The organism is Pseudomonas sp. KH_046_2 (assembly GCF_057838985.1).
Genome location: NZ_CM174480.1, coordinates 415,422 through 431,854 on the forward strand (window position 1 = coordinate 415,422; position 16,433 = coordinate 431,854).

Genomic DNA, 16,433 nt, shown 5'->3' on the forward strand with positions numbered 1-16,433 from the left:
GCGCTTGAAACAAGTTTTTACGCTCATTTCGACTGAAAACAGGGCTTTTACGCGATAAATACTTTGTTACCCCTGATGCGTTGTAACGCTGCCTACTAGATAATCCCGCGCTACGGGGATCAGCGTTCGTTGGTCCATTTTGACTTAGGTAGAGACTTGTCCGGATCCGATTGGGGAATCATTTCGCCCCAGCGGAGTCGGAACAATGCTCGCCAACTTGGCAAGAGTGGTTTGCAAGGACGGTTTTTTCATACCGTACACCGTGCAGGCCCTTTAACTGGCCGTTGGTTTTTTGATCTGTTTTCGGCGAGGGTTGCTCGTGATTGTTAGTCCCTGTAACGCACCAAAATTGTCTGCCAAACGGTTACGCAGCGCCCTGGTAGCGGGCTCTGCACTGCTCTGCCTGCTCAGCGCCGGTCAGCTTTGGGCATTCAGTCTGGATGATGTATCGGCCAAGGCAAAAGAGCTGGCCGCGCAGAAATACGAAGCGCCGCGCAGTAACCTGCCGAACGAGTTCCGCGACATGAAATTCGCGGACTATCAGAAAATTCGTTTTCTGACGGAAAAAGCCGAGTGGGCTGATCAGAAGACGCCGTTCAAGCTGTCCTTCTATCACCAGGGCATGCATTTCGATACGCCGGTGAAAATCAACGAAATCACCGCGAACACCGTCGAAGAGATCAAATACGACCCGAGTCGTTTCGACTTCGGCGACATGCAGTTCGATCCCAAGGCCACCGAACAACTGGGTTATGCCGGTTTCCGTGTGCTGTACCCGATCAACAAGGCCGACAAGCAAGACGAAATCATGACCATGCTCGGCGCGAGCTACTTCCGCGTCGTCGGCAAAGGGCACGTCTATGGTTTGTCCGCTCGCGGCATGGCGCTGGATACCGCATTGCCGTCCGGCGAAGAATTCCCGCGTTTCCGCGAGTTCTGGATTCAGCAGCCCAAGCCAGGCGACAAGCACCTGGTGATCTTCGCCCTGCTGGACTCTCCTCGTGCCACTGGCGCCTATCGCCTGACCCTGCGTCCGGGCAGCGACACCATCGTCGACGTCAAGGCGCAGATGTTCCTGCGTGACAAGGTCGGCAAACTGGGCATCGCTCCGTTGACCAGCATGTTCCTGTTCGGCGCCAACCAGCCGTCGAAAGTACTGAACTACCGTCGTGAGCTGCACGACTCCAGCGGTCTGGCGATCCATGCCGGCAACGGCGAGTGGATCTGGCGTCCGCTGAACAATCCGAAGCACCTGGCCGTGAGCAACTTCAGCGTAGAAAATCCGCGCGGCTTCGGTCTGCTGCAACGTGGCCGCGACTTCAGCCACTATGAAGATCTCGACGACCGCTACGACAAGCGCCCAAGCGCCTGGATCGAGCCGAAGGGTGACTGGGGCAAGGGCACCGTCGACCTGGTCGAGATTCCGACCGCCGACGAAACCAACGACAACATCGTTGCCTTCTGGAACCCGGAAAAATTGCCGGAACCTGGCCAGCCGCTCGATGTCGCTTATCGTATGCACTGGACCATGGATGAAGCCTCGATTCACGCGCCGGACAGCGCCTGGGTCAAACAGACCCTGCGTTCCACCGGTGACGTCAAGCAGTCCAACCTGATTCGTCAGCCGGACGGCAGCGTTGCCTACCTGGTGGACTTCGAAGGCCCGTCCCTGGCGGCATTGCCGGCCGATGCGGAAGTTCGCAGCCAGGTCAGCGTCGGCGACAACGCCGAGCTGGTGGAAAACAGCGTGCGCTATAACCCTGAAACCAAGGGCTGGCGCCTGACCCTGCGGATGAAGATCAAGGATCCGAGCAAGTCCACCGAGATGCGTGCCGCACTGGTGCAGAACATCGTGCCGGCGGACCTGGCCAAGACTTCGATTGCGTCGTCGAACTCGTCGGTTGCCAAGGCCGACAAGGTTGCCGCCAAGCAACAAGAGAAGGCGGACAAGGAAGCCAGGCAAGCGGAGGCCAAACAGGCCGAAGCCAAGCCTGTTGCAGATGCCAAGGACAAGGCCAATAAAGACGCCAAGCAGCCTGTCGCTGCCGACGCGGCCCCAGCCACACCGGAATCGGCCCCGACTGAAGAAGTCCTGACCGAGACCTGGAGCTATCAGTTGCCTGCCGATGAGTAACTCTCAAGTACGGCCAGAAACTCTTTCCGAGTATCTGGCGCATCTGCCGATGACCGACGAGCAGCGCGCGGAACTCGCGGGCTGCCAGTCTTTCAGCGAATTGCATGAACGCCTGTCGTCATCGACGTTCGACGCCCCGACCGAGGCCGCCCAGGCTTCGGTCGGCAAACGCCTGACCCTGAGCACTGCCGAAGAGCTGCAGGACGCGGAAATGCTGGTGCTCGACGCCAACGGCCGGGTCTGCCTCAAGGCGACCCCGCCGATCCGGCGGACCAAGGTCGTGCCGGAGCCGTGGCGCACCAACATTCTGGTGCGTGGCTGGCGTCGGATGACCGGTCGGACCAACCCGCCGAAGCCGCCGAAGGACGAACGTGTCCTGCCGGCGGCGCGCTGGCGCACGGTCGGTTCGATCCGTCGCTACATTCTGTTGCTGCTGATGCTCGGCCAGACCATCGTCGCCGGCTGGTACATGAAAGGCATCATGCCGTACCAGGGCTGGTCGTTCGTCGACCTCAACGAAGTGCTGCACCAACCGCTGCTGCAAACCGCCACGCAAGTGCTGCCGTATGCCTTGCAGACCAGCATCCTGATCCTGTTCGGGATTCTGTTCTGCTGGGTATCGGCCGGTTTCTGGACCGCGCTGATGGGCTTCCTGGAGTTGCTGACCGGCCACGATAAATACCGTATCTCCGGTAAAAGTGCCGGCAACGAGCCGATACCGAAGGATGCGCGCACCGCCCTGGTGATGCCGATCTGCAACGAAGACGTGCCACGGGTATTCGCCGGTCTGCGGGCGACCTTCGAGTCGGTGGCGGCCACGGGTAACCTGGACCGCTTCGACTTCTTCGTCCTCAGCGACAGTAACGACGCCGATATCTGTGTCGCCGAGCAACAGGCCTGGCTGGACGTCTGCCGTGAAGCCGGAGGCTTCGGCAAGATCTTCTATCGCCGTCGCCGCCGTCGCGTTAAGCGTAAAAGCGGCAACCTCGACGACTTCTGCCGTCGCTGGGGCGGTGACTACAAGTACATGGTCGTACTCGACGCCGACTCCGTGATGAGCGGCGAGTGCCTGACCAGTCTGGTACGCCTGATGGAAGCCACGCCGGACGCCGGGATCATCCAGACCGCGCCACGGGCGTCGGGCATGGACACCCTGTATGCGCGCATGCAGCAGTTCGCGACCCGCGTGTACGGCCCGCTGTTCACCGCCGGCCTGCACTTCTGGCAACTGGGCGAGTCGCACTACTGGGGCCACAACGCGATCATCCGCATGAAGCCGTTCATCGACCACTGCGCCCTGGCGCCGTTACCCGGTAAAGGCGCGTTCTCCGGCTCGATCCTGTCCCACGACTTCGTTGAAGCCGCGTTGATGCGCCGTGCAGGCTGGGGCGTGTGGATTGCCTACGACTTGCCAGGCAGCTATGAAGAACTGCCGCCAAACCTGCTGGACGAACTCAAGCGTGACCGTCGCTGGTGCCACGGCAACCTGATGAACTTCCGGCTGTTCCTGGTCAAGGGCATGCACCCGGTGCACCGCGCGGTGTTCCTGACCGGCGTGATGTCTTACCTGTCGGCGCCGTTGTGGTTCTTCTTCCTGGTGCTGTCGACCGCGCTGCTGGCGGTCAACACGCTGATGGAGCCGCAGTACTTCCTCGAGCCGCGCCAGCTCTATCCGCTGTGGCCTCAATGGCACCCGGACAAGGCGATTGCGCTGTTCTCGACCACCATCGTGCTGCTGTTCCTGCCGAAGCTGCTGAGCATCATCCTGATCTGGGCCAAGGGCGCGAAAGAGTTCGGCGGCAAGTTCAAGGTGACCCTGTCGATGCTGCTGGAGATGCTGTTCTCCATGCTGCTGGCGCCGGTGCGGATGATCTTCCACACCCGTTTCGTCCTCGCCGCGTTCCTCGGCTGGGCCGCGACCTGGAACTCGCCACAGCGTGACGACGACTCCACGCCGTGGAGCGAAGCGGTCAAACGCCACGGCCCGCAAACCCTGCTGGGCTTCTTCTGGGCGATGCTGGTGATCTGGCTGAACCCGAGCTTCCTGTGGTGGCTGGTGCCGATCGTCGGTTCGTTGATGCTGTCGATTCCGGTATCGGTGATCTCCAGCCGCGTCGGCCTGGGCCTGAAGTCCCGCGACGAGAGCCTGTTCCTGATCCCTGAGGAATACAATCCGCCGCAGGCCTTGCTGGCCACCGACCAGTACACCCACGAAAACCGCTGGCACGCGCTGAACGACGGCTTCGTCCGTTCGGTGGTCGATCCACAGCAGAACGCCCTGGCGTGCTCGCTGGCGACCTCCCGGCACAATCAGGCCGAGCCGATTGAGTGGCTGCGGATCGAGCGGGTTCGCCATGCGATGAAGGTCGGTCCGCAAGGGCTGACCAACAACGAGAAGGTGCAACTGCTGAGCGACCCGGTGGCATTGGCCCGCTTGCATGAGCAGGTCTGGAGCGAAGGTCACCCTGAGTGGCTGGGCGCCTGGCGCAAGTCGGTCAAGGCCGACCCCCACGCGCCGCTGCTGCCGCTCAAGCCATTGAGCGTGCAGGCCCAGCCGGCCTGATGAAAGCCCCCCGCTCCGACTCTGGGGCGGGGGTGTTGATCAAGAAAGATCGCGGTCTTCGGTCGCTCCTGCAGGTGTACGCAAACCCTGCAGGAACAGCCGAAGGCCGCGATTTTTTGCTTTGTACCCCTCAAGTCAAAGAACGCTGCAGCAGTGTGCCCGCTGCTTACTGACCAGACCTGGCCAGGTTCAACGCAATGCATTGCTCAACAATGCCCGTATCCTGAAAGAAGTCGGCGTTGATGATGTTGAACACCTGATGTTGCGGGTGGAACACCTCTGCCCACACCCTGGCATCACGCTTGAGGCGTACGGGCCCTCCGGTGGGGTCGTAAACGGTAGCCGACAGGGATGTCATGGCTGAGGTCGAGACCTCTTTCCTGGCGGTGTTCACAATAAAACTTTCGAGGTCTGACCGGAGCGTGATGTTTTTGCCGGTCCACAAATGCCTGATGTTGTTCCAGTAGGCTCCGCCGTTCCAACAAATGATTACATTCTTGTTGGGATAATTCCGCTTGATTTCGGCCAGGGTAAGTTGGCTGGCGGCCGGAGGAATAAGCAAATGATTGAGTTGGCTTAACTTGTTTTTGAAACGTTCCAGGCTGTTTTTCAAATTTCTGCCTGTGTCGAAACGGTGGATGTCGAGTATCACCAGTTCACCGCGATTGTTTTCTGCGAAAGAGCGGACAGCTGAAATGCATTGGTCGATATTTCTGCCGTCGAGTACATGATTGCATTGAAATAATTCAGTGAATTTGTAGCTCGGCATTTTTCCTCCGCCAGTATCCTTGTTGTAGCTATTGTCGACAATGCGCAAATCCAGAACGCGGGCGCCCTGGTTGAGTTGAGTCAGGAAAATATTATCCTGGCAGGCCGCCCAATGCCCGCCAATGGGGTCCACCGAACCGCGGTCCACGCCGGAATTATGCGCGGAAGGTAATGCGAGTTGATGAACCCGCATGTTTTTGATTTTTTCGTAAATGGATGTCATCCAGGCGTTGTTGGGGATGTTGTTGGAGACGCTGGGGTAGATGTTCATGTTTCACTCCTTGTGAAATAAATCGATCATGCCCGCTGCTGGTTAGTTGGTTAGTTGGTTAGTTGTCAGTCGGGATAAAGAGTCAGATCGATGTTTTTAGTTGAGGAGTTAACTTGGCATGCAGATATTGGTGTTGTGAGATGGTTAGTTTTTCTTAATGTTTGAGTGGCGGTTTTTTGTGGTGCTAAAAGAGTGTTGCGAAGAAATTTATAGAAGTTCGAGTTTAAAGTCGATGCGTTTGTGCGGAACTTGCGGATAGGGTCAGGAGTCCTGTTGTGGCGGGATTTACAACTATCCGGGTCGTTAGTTGTAAAGGATAGTTGTGCCGGGTGGTTATCTGGTTGGACATGGCAAATTTGACTTGTGGTCTGGAAAGTCTATTTATCCGTCTATACACATTTAAAAAACGGCCGGCGCGGGGAGCGCCGACCGGCTCATATCAATACGTGGCGAAGCTGCAAGGTTTTTAAACCTTGAACCGCCCTACCAGCATCTGCAAATGCGTCCCCAACCGTGCCAGTTCAACGCTGGAAGCCGCGGTCTCTTCACTCGCCGCCGAAGTCTGATCCGACACATCCCGCACGTTCAGCACACTACGGTTGATCTCCTCAGCCACAGCACTTTGCTGCTCGGCAGCCGCAGCAATCTGCTGGTTCATCGCCTGGATCGCCGACACCGTGCGGGTGATGCTTTCCAGTGAACCACCGGCGCGGCGGGTTAGTTCGACGCTGCTGTCGGTCAGGGTGCGGCTGTTGTCCATGATGGTCGCCACTTGCTGGGTGCCGTTTTGCAGGCCGACGATCAGCTCTTCGATCTCTTCGGTGGACTTCTGGGTGCACTGGGCCAGGCTGCGGACTTCGTCGGCGACCACGGCAAAGCCACGCCCGGCTTCACCGGCGCGGGCGGCTTCGATGGCGGCGTTGAGGGCCAGCAGGTTGGTTTGCTGGGCCACGGACTTGATCACGTCGAGCACGCTGCCGATCTTGTCGCTTTCGCGTTTGAGCTCGCCCATGGCCTCGGTGGAGTGAGCGACTTCCGCGGCCAGGCGTTCGATCTGGGCGATGGCTTCACCGACCACCTTGTCGCCTTCGCGGGCCTGTTGGTCGGCGGCGACGGCGGCTTCGGAGGCTTCTTCGGCGTTGCGCGCAACTTCCTGCACGGTGGCGGCCATTTCGTTCATGGCGGTGGCAACCTGATCGGTCTCGACCTTCTGGCTGTTGACCCCGGCGCTGGTCTGCTCGGTGACGGCAGACAGTTCTTCGGCGGCGCTGGCGATCTGCGTAACGCCATCGCTGATGCCGCCGATCAGTTCGCGCAGGCCCTGGGTCATGCTCTGCATGGCACGCTGCAACTGGCCGAGTTCGTCGTGGCGCTGCGACGTCAGGTTGTGGGTCAGGTCGCCACTGGCGACGCGCTCAGCGACAGCCAGGGTCTGGTTCAACGGAATGATGATCTGCCGGGTGATTGCCCAGGCGGCCAGCAGGCCGAAAGCGATGGCCAGCACAGTGGCGAGGGTCAGCATGTTCTTGGCGTTGGCGGCAACGGTGTCACGCACGACGGTTTGCGAGACGGTGAGTTTCTGGCTCATGTCCAACAGGATTTCGCCTTGGGCAGACATGCGTACCAGGGCCTTGGCGCTGGCCATCTGGGAGTCGCGGAACTGGCTGACAGCGGCGCGGTAAGCCTTCAGCGAATCAGTCGCCTGTTGCAGGCTGGCGATGTGTTCTTCAGGCAGTTTGGCCGGCAGGCTCTGGAGGTTCTTCAGTGCGTTGTCGATCGCGTCGAGGGCCGGCTGTTCGGCTTCGCTCTTGCCGCTGTAGGTGTAGCCGCGAACCTGGAAACGCGCCTGCTGGATCAGTTTACTCAGGTCGATCACGCTGTTGAACGCTGCCACGCTGTCACCTTGCAGCATTGATTTTTCCACTTCGGCGACGCGGGCTACGGCGTTGTCGGCGGTGGCGCCGAGTTTGCTGCGGGCGTCTTCACGCTGGGCGCCGGCCTGGGTCATGTCGTTGAAGGCGCGACGGTATTCGGCGACAGCGGCCAGTTGTTGATCGACCATGGCTGTATCGGCCGGTTGCTCGATCAGGCCGCGGGCGGTCTGCAGTCCGCTTTCGAGTTTGCCCAATAGATCGTTGACGGCGCCGGGGCCTTGTTCGCCGCGACGCATCTCGTAATCGAGGCGTGCAATGCGCAGGTCTTTGGTCAGGTCGTTGAGACTGGCAATGAACCCCAGTTTATCGCCACGGCTGGTCACACCGCTCAGGCCGTTCCAGCCGGTGAAGGTGATCAGCAGGGTGAGTAACAGCACCAGGCCGAAGCCGATCCCCAGCTTGCGTTTGACGCTGACATTTCCCAGATTCTCGGCTAGCCATTGGTACATGCTGAAACTCCCCGGACCACTATTTGGTTTTATGGGGGGTGTATCGGCAGGGGAGCCTGAATCTGTAGGCACTACTCGACGTACGGCCAGGCAAAAAATCCTGTGGCGAGGGAGCTTGCTCCCGCTCGGCTGCGAAGCAGTCGTAAAAACGCCGGACGCAGTCTTGCGGGTAAAAGCGGTGGCCGCTGCGCGCCCAAGCGGGAGCAAGCTCCCTAGCCACAGAAGCGGTACAGAGTGTTAGAAAAGTCGTGCCAGCAGCGCGGTCACGGCGGTTTCGACGCGCAGGATGCGCTCGCCCAGTTGTACCGGTTGCAGGCCGGACTTGCCCAGCAGGTCGATTTCGTAGGGAATCCAGCCACCCTCGGGGCCGATGGCCAGGGTCACCGGTTCGCTGAGTGCGCGAGGGCAGGGCGGGTAATTGCCGGGATGTCCCACCAGGCCGAGGGTACCGTCGGTGATTGCCGGCAAACGGTCTTCGACGAACGGTTTGAAGCGCTTTTCGATGACGACTTCCGGCAGCACGCTGTCCCGGGCCTGTTCGAGGCCTAGGATCAACTGCTCGCGAATCGCCTCAGGCTCCAGGAACGGGGTCTGCCAGAAGCTCTTCTCGACGCGATAGCTGTTGACCAGCACGATCCGTGGCACACCCATGGCCGCCACGGTCTGGAACACCCTGCGCAGCATCTTGGGGCGTGGCAGGGCCAATATCAGGGTCAGTGGCAGCTTGGCGGGCGGCGGTTGGTCGAGGGTGACGCGCAATTCCGCTTCATCGGCGTCCAGGCGCAGCACTTCGGCCGAGCCCATCAGCCCGCCGATCCGTCCGACGCGCATGCTGTCACCGACTTCGCAGCGGTGGACTTCCTGCATGTGCGTGAACCGGCGATCGCGCAGGATCACCCGGTCGGCCGCAATGAAGTCGGCCTCTTCGAGGAGCAGCAGGTTCACGCTTGAGTCGCTGGCGGCTGGTCGTTGTGATCGTCAGCCGGTTGATCGTCCGGGTGTTCGCCACGCTTGCTGATCAGGCTGCCAAACAGGATGCCGACTTCGAACAGCAACCACATCGGTATGGCCAGCAGGGTCTGCGAGAAGATGTCCGGCGGCGTCAGGATCATGCCGACCACGAAGCAGCCGATGATCACGTACGGGCGGATCTTCTTCAGGTATTTGACGTCGACCACGCCGATCCACACCAGCAACACCACGGCCACCGGAATTTCGAACGCCACGCCGAACGCAAAGAACAGCGTCATGACGAAATCGAGGTAGCTGGTGATATCGGTCATCATTTCCACGCCGGCCGGGGTGGCGGCGGCGAAGAACTTGAAGATCAGCGGGAACACCAGGAAATAGGCGAACGCCATGCCGGCGTAGAACAGAAAGATGCTGGAGACCAGCAAGGGCACGGCGATGCGCTTTTCATGCTTGTACAGGCCCGGGGCGATGAAACCCCAGATCTGGTGCAGGATCACCGGGATGGCCAGGAACAGCGAGACCATCATGGTCAGCTTCAGTGGCGTCAGGAACGGCGACGACACGTCGGTGGCAATCATCGTCGCGCCAGCGGGCAGGTAAGCGCGCAGCGGCGTCGAGACGAAGGTGTAGATCTGCTGGGTGAAGGCGAACAGCCCGGCAAAGATGATGAAGATCGCCGCTACGCAGCGCAGCAGGCGGGTACGCAACTCGGTGAGGTGCGAAACCAGCGGCATGTGCTGGTCGTTTTCAGGAAGATCGCTCATGGGGCTCGCGGCGGCAGTGATGGGTCATGAGGGGCCGGCGCAACGGGCGCAGCCGCGGGTGTAACGGGTTCAACCGGAGTGGCTGCAACAACAGGCGCAGGTTCGACAGGCGCGACAACGGGAGCAGGTGTCGAGTCGACGGCAGCGGCAGGCGCATGAATCGTCTGCGCTCCTACATGCTCCACCGGCGTCGGCTCCTGCTGGGTCGGCGTGAAGATCTTCCGCGCTTCCTGCTCAAGCGACAGGATGTGCTCGTTGTGCAGTTGCCGACGGATTTCGTCGGCACCGATTTCACGTTCAACTTCCTGTTTGATTGCGTTGAAGCTGCGCTTCAGACGCCCGACCCACAGGCCAGCGGTGCGCGCAGCGCCCGGCAGGCGCTCGGGACCCAGCACCAGCAGGGCAACGAGGCCGACGAGCAGCAGTTCAGAGAAGCTGATACCAAACATTAGTCAGTGCTCACACGTCTTTGCGGATCGGCTCTTCGACTTTCTGTGCCTGCACGTCGATGGTGTGCGGCTGGTTTACAGAGGCCTGAGGCTGTACCGGAGGAACCGGTTGGGCCGGGGCGGCATTCGGATCGGCCGGCTTTTCGTCGTCGTTCATGGCTTTCTTGAAGCCCTTGATCGATTCGCCGACGTCGGTGCCGAGGTTTTTCAGCTTCTTGGTGCCGAATACCAGTACCACGACCACCAGGATGACGATCCAGTGTTTCCAGTCAAAAATGCCCATGCTGCTGCTCCTCTCTAATAGTTATTCAGGCGGACGGGCGCGAGGCTTTCTCGGCGTGTCCGGAGAGACCGAAACGACGGTCCAGTTCATCGAGTACAGCCTGCGGATGCTGCCCCAATTGGGCGAGCATGACCATGCTGTGGAACCACAGATCGGCGGTTTCGTAGATCACATCGCTGCAGTCGCCGCTGATGGCGGCGTCCTTGGCGGCAATGATGGTTTCGACCGACTCTTCGCCGACTTTTTCCAGAATCTTGTTCAAGCCCTTGTGGTACAGGCTGGCGACGTACGAGCTGTCGGCGGCGGCGCCTTTGCGCTCCTCCAGTACCTCGGCGAGGCGGGTGAGAGTGTCACTCATGTTTGTGCCCTGCGGAATAGATGGCGTGCGGATCTTTCAGGACCGGGTCGACGGTTGTCCAGTCGCCGTTCTCATAGACGCGGTAGAAGCAGCTCTGGCGGCCGGTATGGCAGGCGATGTCGCCGATCTGCTCGACCATCAGGATGATGACGTCGGCATCGCAGTCCAGGCGCATCTCGTGCAGGGTTTGCACATGGCCGGACTCTTCGCCCTTGCGCCACAGCTTGCCACGGGAGCGTGACCAGTAAATGGCACGGTTCTCTGCAGCGGTCAGTTCCAGTGCTTCGCGGTTCATCCAGGCCATCATCAGGACGCGCCCGGTCTTGTGATCCTGGGCGATGGCCGGCACCAGGCCGTCAGCGTCCCACTTGATCTCGTCCAGCCAGTTTTTCATCTTCGACTCCGACAGCGGGCTCGACACTTCATTAGCCGAGCTCAGGCGTTCAAACAGTGTGCCAGTCGTTCACACAACTGGCTATCGGCGCACGACCAGATACAAACCGACCGCCATCATGATTCCCGCCGGCCAATAGGCCAACTGGTTCAGCGGTCCTCCAGCGGCAAGGACGGCGCCACCGGCCAGATGGGCCGTACCGAGCAGGCGCAGGAACCAGTCGTCACGGCGTCGGTGCCACGCAGACGGCGGGTTGAGGGCATGGGGTTGGGACATGCGCTCGAGCAGGTCGCGGGCCATGTTGGCCAGGTGCGGGATCTGCTCGAACTGGCTGTGCACGTTGCCGAGCAGGGCTTTGGGGCTGACCCGCTCGCGCATCCAGCGTTCGAGGAACGGCTGCGCGGTGTTCCACAGATCGAGGTCCGGGTACAGCTGGCGGCCCAGGCCTTCGATGTTCAACAGGGTTTTTTGCAGCAGGACCAACTGTGGCTGCACTTCCATGTTGAAGCGGCGTGCAGTCTGGAACAGGCGCATCAGCACCTGGCCGAAGGAAATATCTTTTAACGGTTTTTCGAAGATCGGCTCGCACACGGTACGGATCGCTGCTTCGAATTCGTTGAGTTTGGTTTCCGCCGGCACCCAGCCCGAATCGATGTGCAATTGCGCCACTCGACGGTAATCGCGCTTGAAGAAGGCGAACAGGTTGCGTGCCAGGTAGTCCTGGTCTTCCGGGGTCAGGCTACCGACGATGCCGCAGTCGATCGCAATGTACTGCGGGCTCCACGGATTCACGGTGCTGACGAAAATGTTGCCGGGGTGCATGTCGGCGTGGAAGAAGCTGTCGCGGAACACCTGGGTGAAGAAAATCTCCACGCCACGCTCGGCGAGCATTTTCATGTCGGTGCGCTGGTCGGCCAGGGTCGCCAGATCGGTGACCTGAATGCCGTAGATGCGCTCCATCACCAGCACTTTCGGGCGGCACCAGTCCCAATAGACTTGCGGCACATACAGCAGCGGCGAGCCGTCGAAGTTGCGCTTCAACTGGCTGGCGTTGGCCGCCTCGCGCAACAGGTCGAGTTCGTCGTAGATGGTTTTTTCGTAATCGCTGACCACGTCCACCGGGTGCAGCAGGCGCGCATCGGCCGAGAGTTTTTCGGCGGCGCGGGCGAGGATGAACAGCCACGCCAGGTCCTGGGCGATCACCGGCTTGAGGCCCGGGCGGATCACCTTGACCACCACTTCTTCGCCGGTTTTCAGTTGCGCGGCATGCACCTGCGCCACCGACGCCGAGGCCAGTGGTTCGACGTCGAAACGGCTGAACACTTCGCTGATTTTCTTGCCCAGCTGTTCTTCGATCAGCTTGACCGAAACCTGCGAGTCGAACGGCGGCACGCGGTCCTGCAACTTCATCAGTTCGTCGGCGATGTCTTCGGGCAGTAGGTCGCGACGGGTGGACAGGATCTGCCCGAACTTGATGAAGATCGGCCCCAGGTCCTGCAATGCCAGGCGCAAACGCGCGCCACGGCTCAGGTCCAGGGTCTTACGCGGGAACCAGCGCCACGGCAAGGCATAACGCAGCGCCCGCAAGAACCAGGGCAGCGGCAGGGCGAACAGCAGGTCATCGAGGCGGTAGCGGATCACGACGCGCTGGATGCGCAACAAACGGCGGACGGCAAGCAGCTTCATGCGTTATCGCTTGGGTCGAGGGATCGGGAAAGGCGCTCGAATCGCGCCTCGAGACGTTCCAGATCGAGCTTGATCTGGTCCAGTTCACTGAATCGGGCTTCGGCTTCGCGCTGACCGACGAGGGTGCGCGATTCTTCGGCCAGGTACTCGCCCAGGTTCTGGCCCAGGCTGGCGAAGCCTTGCTGATACCAGCGGGCGCGGCTGCGCAGGTGACCGCCGACCAGTTGCGTGGCCACCGGCCCCAGCCAGCGCGAGAGTTCATACTCCCAGTCCAGCTCAAGGTCCTGGAGGATCGCCGCCAGCTCCAGCAGCACGCCGCTGTCGCCGTCGAGTTCGACTTCAGGGCTGTGCAGGATCGAGGTCTTGTCCTTGCTCATGGCCAGTTTCAGCAGGCTCGAAGCCGGTGCACGCAAGGTGCAGTCGGCGCCGGTTTCCCACTGGGAGGCGAGCATCAGGCCTTCGTCGCTGGGCAGGATGAACAGTTGCAGCGCCGGGCTGCGGCAATCGACGGCAATCACTTTGCCGGTCAAATGCGCCAGCCGCGGCAGCGCCGTGCTGTCGAGACGCAGCACCCGGTTCAGGCCGAGTTCAACGCTGGCGAGCAGGCCGGCGAGCAGCATCAGGGCTTGATGCCGCGGTGCAGGGCAACGATGCCTGCGGTCATGTTGTGATAGGTCACGCGGTCGAAGCCGGCCTCGACCATCATCGACTTCAGGGTTTCCTGGTTCGGGTGCATGCGGATCGATTCGGCCAGGTAGCGGTAGCTTTCCGAGTCGTTGGTGATCAGCTTGCCCATCAGCGGCATGAAGGCGAACGAGTAGGCGTCGTAGGCCTTGGACATCAGCGAGTTGGTCGGCTTGGAAAACTCCAGCACCAGCAAGCGGCCGCCAGGCTTGAGCACACGCAGCATCGAGCGCAGGGCATCTTCCTTGTGGGTCACGTTACGCAGGCCGAAAGCGATGGTCACGCAGTCGAAATGGTTGTCCGGGAACGGCAGTTTTTCCGCATCGGCCTGGACGAATTCGACGTTGCCGGCCACACCGAGGTCCAGCAGGCGGTCACGACCGACCTTGAGCATGGATTCGTTGATGTCGGCCAACACGACCTGGCCGGTCGGGCCTACCAGGTGCGAGAACTTGCGGGTCAGATCGCCGGTACCGCCGGCGATGTCCAGCACGCGGTTGCCGGTGCGCACGCCCGACAGTTCGATCGCAAAACGCTTCCACAGACGGTGCATGCCGCCCGACAGAAGGTCGTTCATCAGGTCGTACTTGGCGGCTACCGAGTGGAAAACCTCAGCGACTTTTTCCGCTTTCTGGCTTTCCGGAACGTTTTTGAAGCCGAAGTGAGTGGTGGGTTCGGCATCGCTGCCTTTGCGCTGATCAGTCATATCGCTGTCACCAAAAGAGAATGCGCGACATTCTAATCCCCAAGGCATGCTTTGTCTTGGCAAGGCTGAAGGTAAGATGGGCAACCATCGGGACGTTTTGACGCAGCAGAGGTCAAGATGCCTCGGGAAAGCATCCATAAAGCAGGAGTCATTCGATGGCCCGTATTAGTGTTGAACGTGCCCACGGCCTGGGTAAGGAAGCGGCTCGCGAAAAGGCCGACAAGCTGGCGCAGAAACTTTCCGACCAGTATGGCCTGGAGCCGCAGTGGTCCGGCGACACCCTGAACCTCAAGCGTTCGGGCGTGAAGGGCGCGGTGCATGTCAGTGAAGATTCGATCAAGGTCGATGTGGAGCTGGGCCTGATGATGTCGGCCATGAGCGGCATGATCAAGGCGGAAATCGAGAAGGCGCTGGATAAAGCGTTGGTCTGATTTCCGATTGAAATCACATCCCTTGTAGGAGTGAGCCTGCTCGCGATAGCGGTTAAACAGACAACATTGATGTTGGCTGACACTCCGTCATCGCGAGCAGGCTCACTCCTACATTTTTTATGTGGCGCGCCCGACGATTTATGTCAGTTGTTAGGGTGCCGTTTCTAATTTTTCACCCTACTTTGTGCCAGAGCCCGACACTTACCCGGGCAGTTCCTCAAACCTTCTGCGCGTGAGGTGCACCATGGCCAAAGTTATTTTGAAGAAAAAAATCGACCCGTCGACCGGCACGCTGGGCGACGTCAAATCCTATGCCCGCAAGATCTGGCTGGCAGGCCTGGGTGCCTACACCAAGGTCGGCCAAGAGGGCAGCGAATACTTTCAAGAACTGATCAAGGCTGGTCAGGTTGTTGAAAAGAAAGGCAAAAAGGTAGTTGCCGAGAAACTTGAAGCGGCCAATGCCGAGATCGATGAAGCCAAGAGTGAAGTCAGCACTTTCAAAGGCCGCGTCGAAGTTCAACTCGACAAGGTCGAGAAGGCGTTCGACACGCGTGTCGCAAGTGCCTTGAATCGTATCGGCATTCCGTCTAAACATGACGTTGAGGCACTCTCTGCTAAGCTCGATGAGCTGACGGCATTGCTCGAACGTGTCGCGCGTAAATCTTAAGGAGAACGGGATGGCTGTTAAAAAGAAAACCGAAAAAGAAGGCAGCTCGTGGATCGGGAAGGTTGAAGATTACTCCCGAAAAATCTGGCTGGCTGGTTTAGGCGTGTACTCGAAGATCGACACTGACGGCAGCAAACTCTTCGATGCATTGGTCAAGGACGGCGAGAAAGCCGAGAAGCTCACCAAGAGCGCTGTTGGCAAGACTGTCGACGCCGCCAAGGACTCCGCTTCTTCGGCCAAATCGCGCATCAGCGAAGTGAAAGATCGCGCACTGGGCAAGTGGGATGAGCTGGAAGGTGCTTTCGACAAGCGTCTGAACAGCGCCATTTCGCGTCTGGGCGTACCGAGCCGCAACGAAGTCAAGGCACTGCACAGCAAGGTCGAAACCCTGACCAAGCAAATCGAAAAACTGACCGGTGCCAAGGTTGCGCCTGTTGCGGCGAAAACCGCGGCGGCCAAGCCTGCTGCCAAACCGGCCGCCAAAACCGCAGCCAAGCCACTGGCAAAAGCAGCGGCTAAACCTGCTGCCAAGCCTGCGGCTAAAACTGCTGCCGCCAAACCGGCAGCGGCCAAACCCGCGGCCAAACCGGTTGCTGCAAAAGCCGCCGCTAAACCAGCGGCTAAACCGGCCGCCAAGCCTGCAGCGAAAACTGCAGCGGCCAAGCCAGCAGCCAAACCTGCTGCTGCGAAAAAACCAGCGGTGAAAAAGCCGGCAGCCCCAAAAGCCGCCGCGCCAAAACCAGCAGTAGCAGCTGCCAAACCGGTAACCCCGGCAGCAGCTCCGGTCAGCGCATCGAACTCCGCGACCGCGCCAACCCCTGCTGTCACCCCGACTGCCGCGCCAGCTCCATCGACGCCAACCAGTCAGTCCTGATTTTCAGGGCTCAAAAAAACGCCCGGCCTGTGAAGGTCGGGCGTTT

Annotated in this window: 15 protein-coding genes and 2 pseudogenes; 5 read left to right on the plus strand and 12 right to left on the minus strand. The window is 60.1% G+C overall.

What is annotated here, in order from left to right; genetic code table 11:
* Nucleotides 1–319: 319 nt before the first annotated feature.
* Both AC3IX1_RS01920 and mdoH read left to right on the plus strand, forming a co-directional pair.
* Nucleotides 320–2,134, plus strand: a complete 1,815-nt coding sequence (locus tag AC3IX1_RS01920) for a glucan biosynthesis protein G (RefSeq protein ID WP_489386915.1) — start codon at nucleotides 320–322, stop codon at nucleotides 2,132–2,134.
* Nucleotides 2,127–4,714, plus strand: a pseudogene (mdoH, locus tag AC3IX1_RS01925) (glucans biosynthesis glucosyltransferase MdoH); the annotation flags it as partial. The gene AC3IX1_RS01920 and the pseudogene mdoH, both read left to right, overlap by 8 nt.
* A gap of 149 nt (nucleotides 4,715–4,863) precedes the next feature.
* Here the strand turns inward: mdoH and AC3IX1_RS01930 are convergent.
* The 12 genes and pseudogenes from AC3IX1_RS01930 to ubiE all read right to left on the minus strand — a co-directional run bounded on the left by AC3IX1_RS01930 (nucleotide 4,864) and on the right by ubiE (nucleotide 14,415).
* Nucleotides 4,864–5,736, minus strand: coding sequence for a PI-PLC domain-containing protein (locus tag AC3IX1_RS01930; protein WP_489386916.1), 873 nt, complete (start codon nucleotides 5,734–5,736; stop codon nucleotides 4,864–4,866).
* A 466-nt stretch (nucleotides 5,737–6,202) separates the two neighbouring features.
* The gene (locus AC3IX1_RS01935) at nucleotides 6,203–7,075 is read right to left on the minus strand and encodes a methyl-accepting chemotaxis protein (protein WP_489388674.1); all 873 of its coding nucleotides are present in this window, start codon (nucleotides 7,073–7,075) and stop codon (nucleotides 6,203–6,205) included.
* Nucleotides 7,058–8,119, minus strand: a pseudogene (locus AC3IX1_RS01940) (methyl-accepting chemotaxis protein); the annotation flags it as partial. The pseudogene AC3IX1_RS01940 and the gene AC3IX1_RS01935, both read right to left, overlap by 18 nt.
* Nucleotides 8,120–8,356: 237 nt before the next feature.
* Nucleotides 8,357–9,064 (minus strand): 16S rRNA (uracil(1498)-N(3))-methyltransferase, encoded by a 708-nt coding sequence (locus tag AC3IX1_RS01945; RefSeq protein WP_489386917.1) that lies wholly within the window; start codon nucleotides 9,062–9,064, stop codon nucleotides 8,357–8,359.
* Nucleotides 9,061–9,855: a twin-arginine translocase subunit TatC gene (tatC, locus tag AC3IX1_RS01950; protein WP_489386918.1), complete on the minus strand. Its 795-nt coding sequence runs from the start codon at nucleotides 9,853–9,855 to the stop codon at nucleotides 9,061–9,063. Before tatC ends, AC3IX1_RS01945 begins: the two co-directional genes overlap by 4 nt.
* Entirely contained in the window at nucleotides 9,852–10,304 is a 453-nt protein-coding gene (gene tatB, locus AC3IX1_RS01955; protein WP_489386919.1) for a Sec-independent protein translocase protein TatB, read from the minus strand. The genes tatC and tatB overlap by 4 nt, the downstream gene beginning before the upstream one ends.
* A gap of 10 nt (nucleotides 10,305–10,314) precedes the next feature.
* Entirely contained in the window at nucleotides 10,315–10,587 is a 273-nt protein-coding gene (locus AC3IX1_RS01960; protein ID WP_489386920.1) for a twin-arginine translocase TatA/TatE family subunit, read from the minus strand.
* Between the two features lie 25 nt (nucleotides 10,588–10,612).
* Entirely contained in the window at nucleotides 10,613–10,945 is a 333-nt protein-coding gene (locus AC3IX1_RS01965) for a phosphoribosyl-ATP diphosphatase (RefSeq protein WP_008047820.1), read from the minus strand.
* The gene (gene hisI, locus AC3IX1_RS01970; protein ID WP_007989281.1) at nucleotides 10,938–11,339 is read right to left on the minus strand and encodes a phosphoribosyl-AMP cyclohydrolase; all 402 of its coding nucleotides are present in this window, start codon (nucleotides 11,337–11,339) and stop codon (nucleotides 10,938–10,940) included. The genes AC3IX1_RS01965 and hisI overlap by 8 nt, the downstream gene beginning before the upstream one ends.
* Nucleotides 11,340–11,420: 81 nt before the next feature.
* Entirely contained in the window at nucleotides 11,421–13,025 is a 1,605-nt protein-coding gene (ubiB, locus tag AC3IX1_RS01975; protein ID WP_489386921.1) for a ubiquinone biosynthesis regulatory protein kinase UbiB, read from the minus strand.
* The gene (locus tag AC3IX1_RS01980; protein ID WP_489386922.1) at nucleotides 13,022–13,645 is read right to left on the minus strand and encodes a ubiquinone biosynthesis accessory factor UbiJ; all 624 of its coding nucleotides are present in this window, start codon (nucleotides 13,643–13,645) and stop codon (nucleotides 13,022–13,024) included. Before AC3IX1_RS01980 ends, ubiB begins: the two co-directional genes overlap by 4 nt.
* Entirely contained in the window at nucleotides 13,645–14,415 is a 771-nt protein-coding gene (gene ubiE / locus AC3IX1_RS01985; protein ID WP_489386923.1) for a bifunctional demethylmenaquinone methyltransferase/2-methoxy-6-polyprenyl-1,4-benzoquinol methylase UbiE, read from the minus strand. Before ubiE ends, AC3IX1_RS01980 begins: the two co-directional genes overlap by 1 nt.
* Before the next feature lie 155 nt (nucleotides 14,416–14,570).
* On the opposite strand from ubiE, the gene AC3IX1_RS01990 reads away from it, so the two are divergent.
* The 3 genes from AC3IX1_RS01990 to AC3IX1_RS02000 all read left to right on the plus strand — a co-directional run bounded on the left by AC3IX1_RS01990 (nucleotide 14,571) and on the right by AC3IX1_RS02000 (nucleotide 16,387).
* The gene (locus tag AC3IX1_RS01990; protein ID WP_015093124.1) at nucleotides 14,571–14,846 is read left to right on the plus strand and encodes a polyhydroxyalkanoic acid system family protein; all 276 of its coding nucleotides are present in this window, start codon (nucleotides 14,571–14,573) and stop codon (nucleotides 14,844–14,846) included.
* 244 nt (nucleotides 14,847–15,090) lie between these two features.
* The gene (locus AC3IX1_RS01995) at nucleotides 15,091–15,513 is read left to right on the plus strand and encodes a phasin family protein (protein WP_489386924.1); all 423 of its coding nucleotides are present in this window, start codon (nucleotides 15,091–15,093) and stop codon (nucleotides 15,511–15,513) included.
* Between the two features lie 10 nt (nucleotides 15,514–15,523).
* Nucleotides 15,524–16,387: a phasin family protein gene (locus AC3IX1_RS02000; protein ID WP_489386925.1), complete on the plus strand. Its 864-nt coding sequence runs from the start codon at nucleotides 15,524–15,526 to the stop codon at nucleotides 16,385–16,387.
* Nucleotides 16,388–16,433 lie beyond the last annotated feature (46 nt).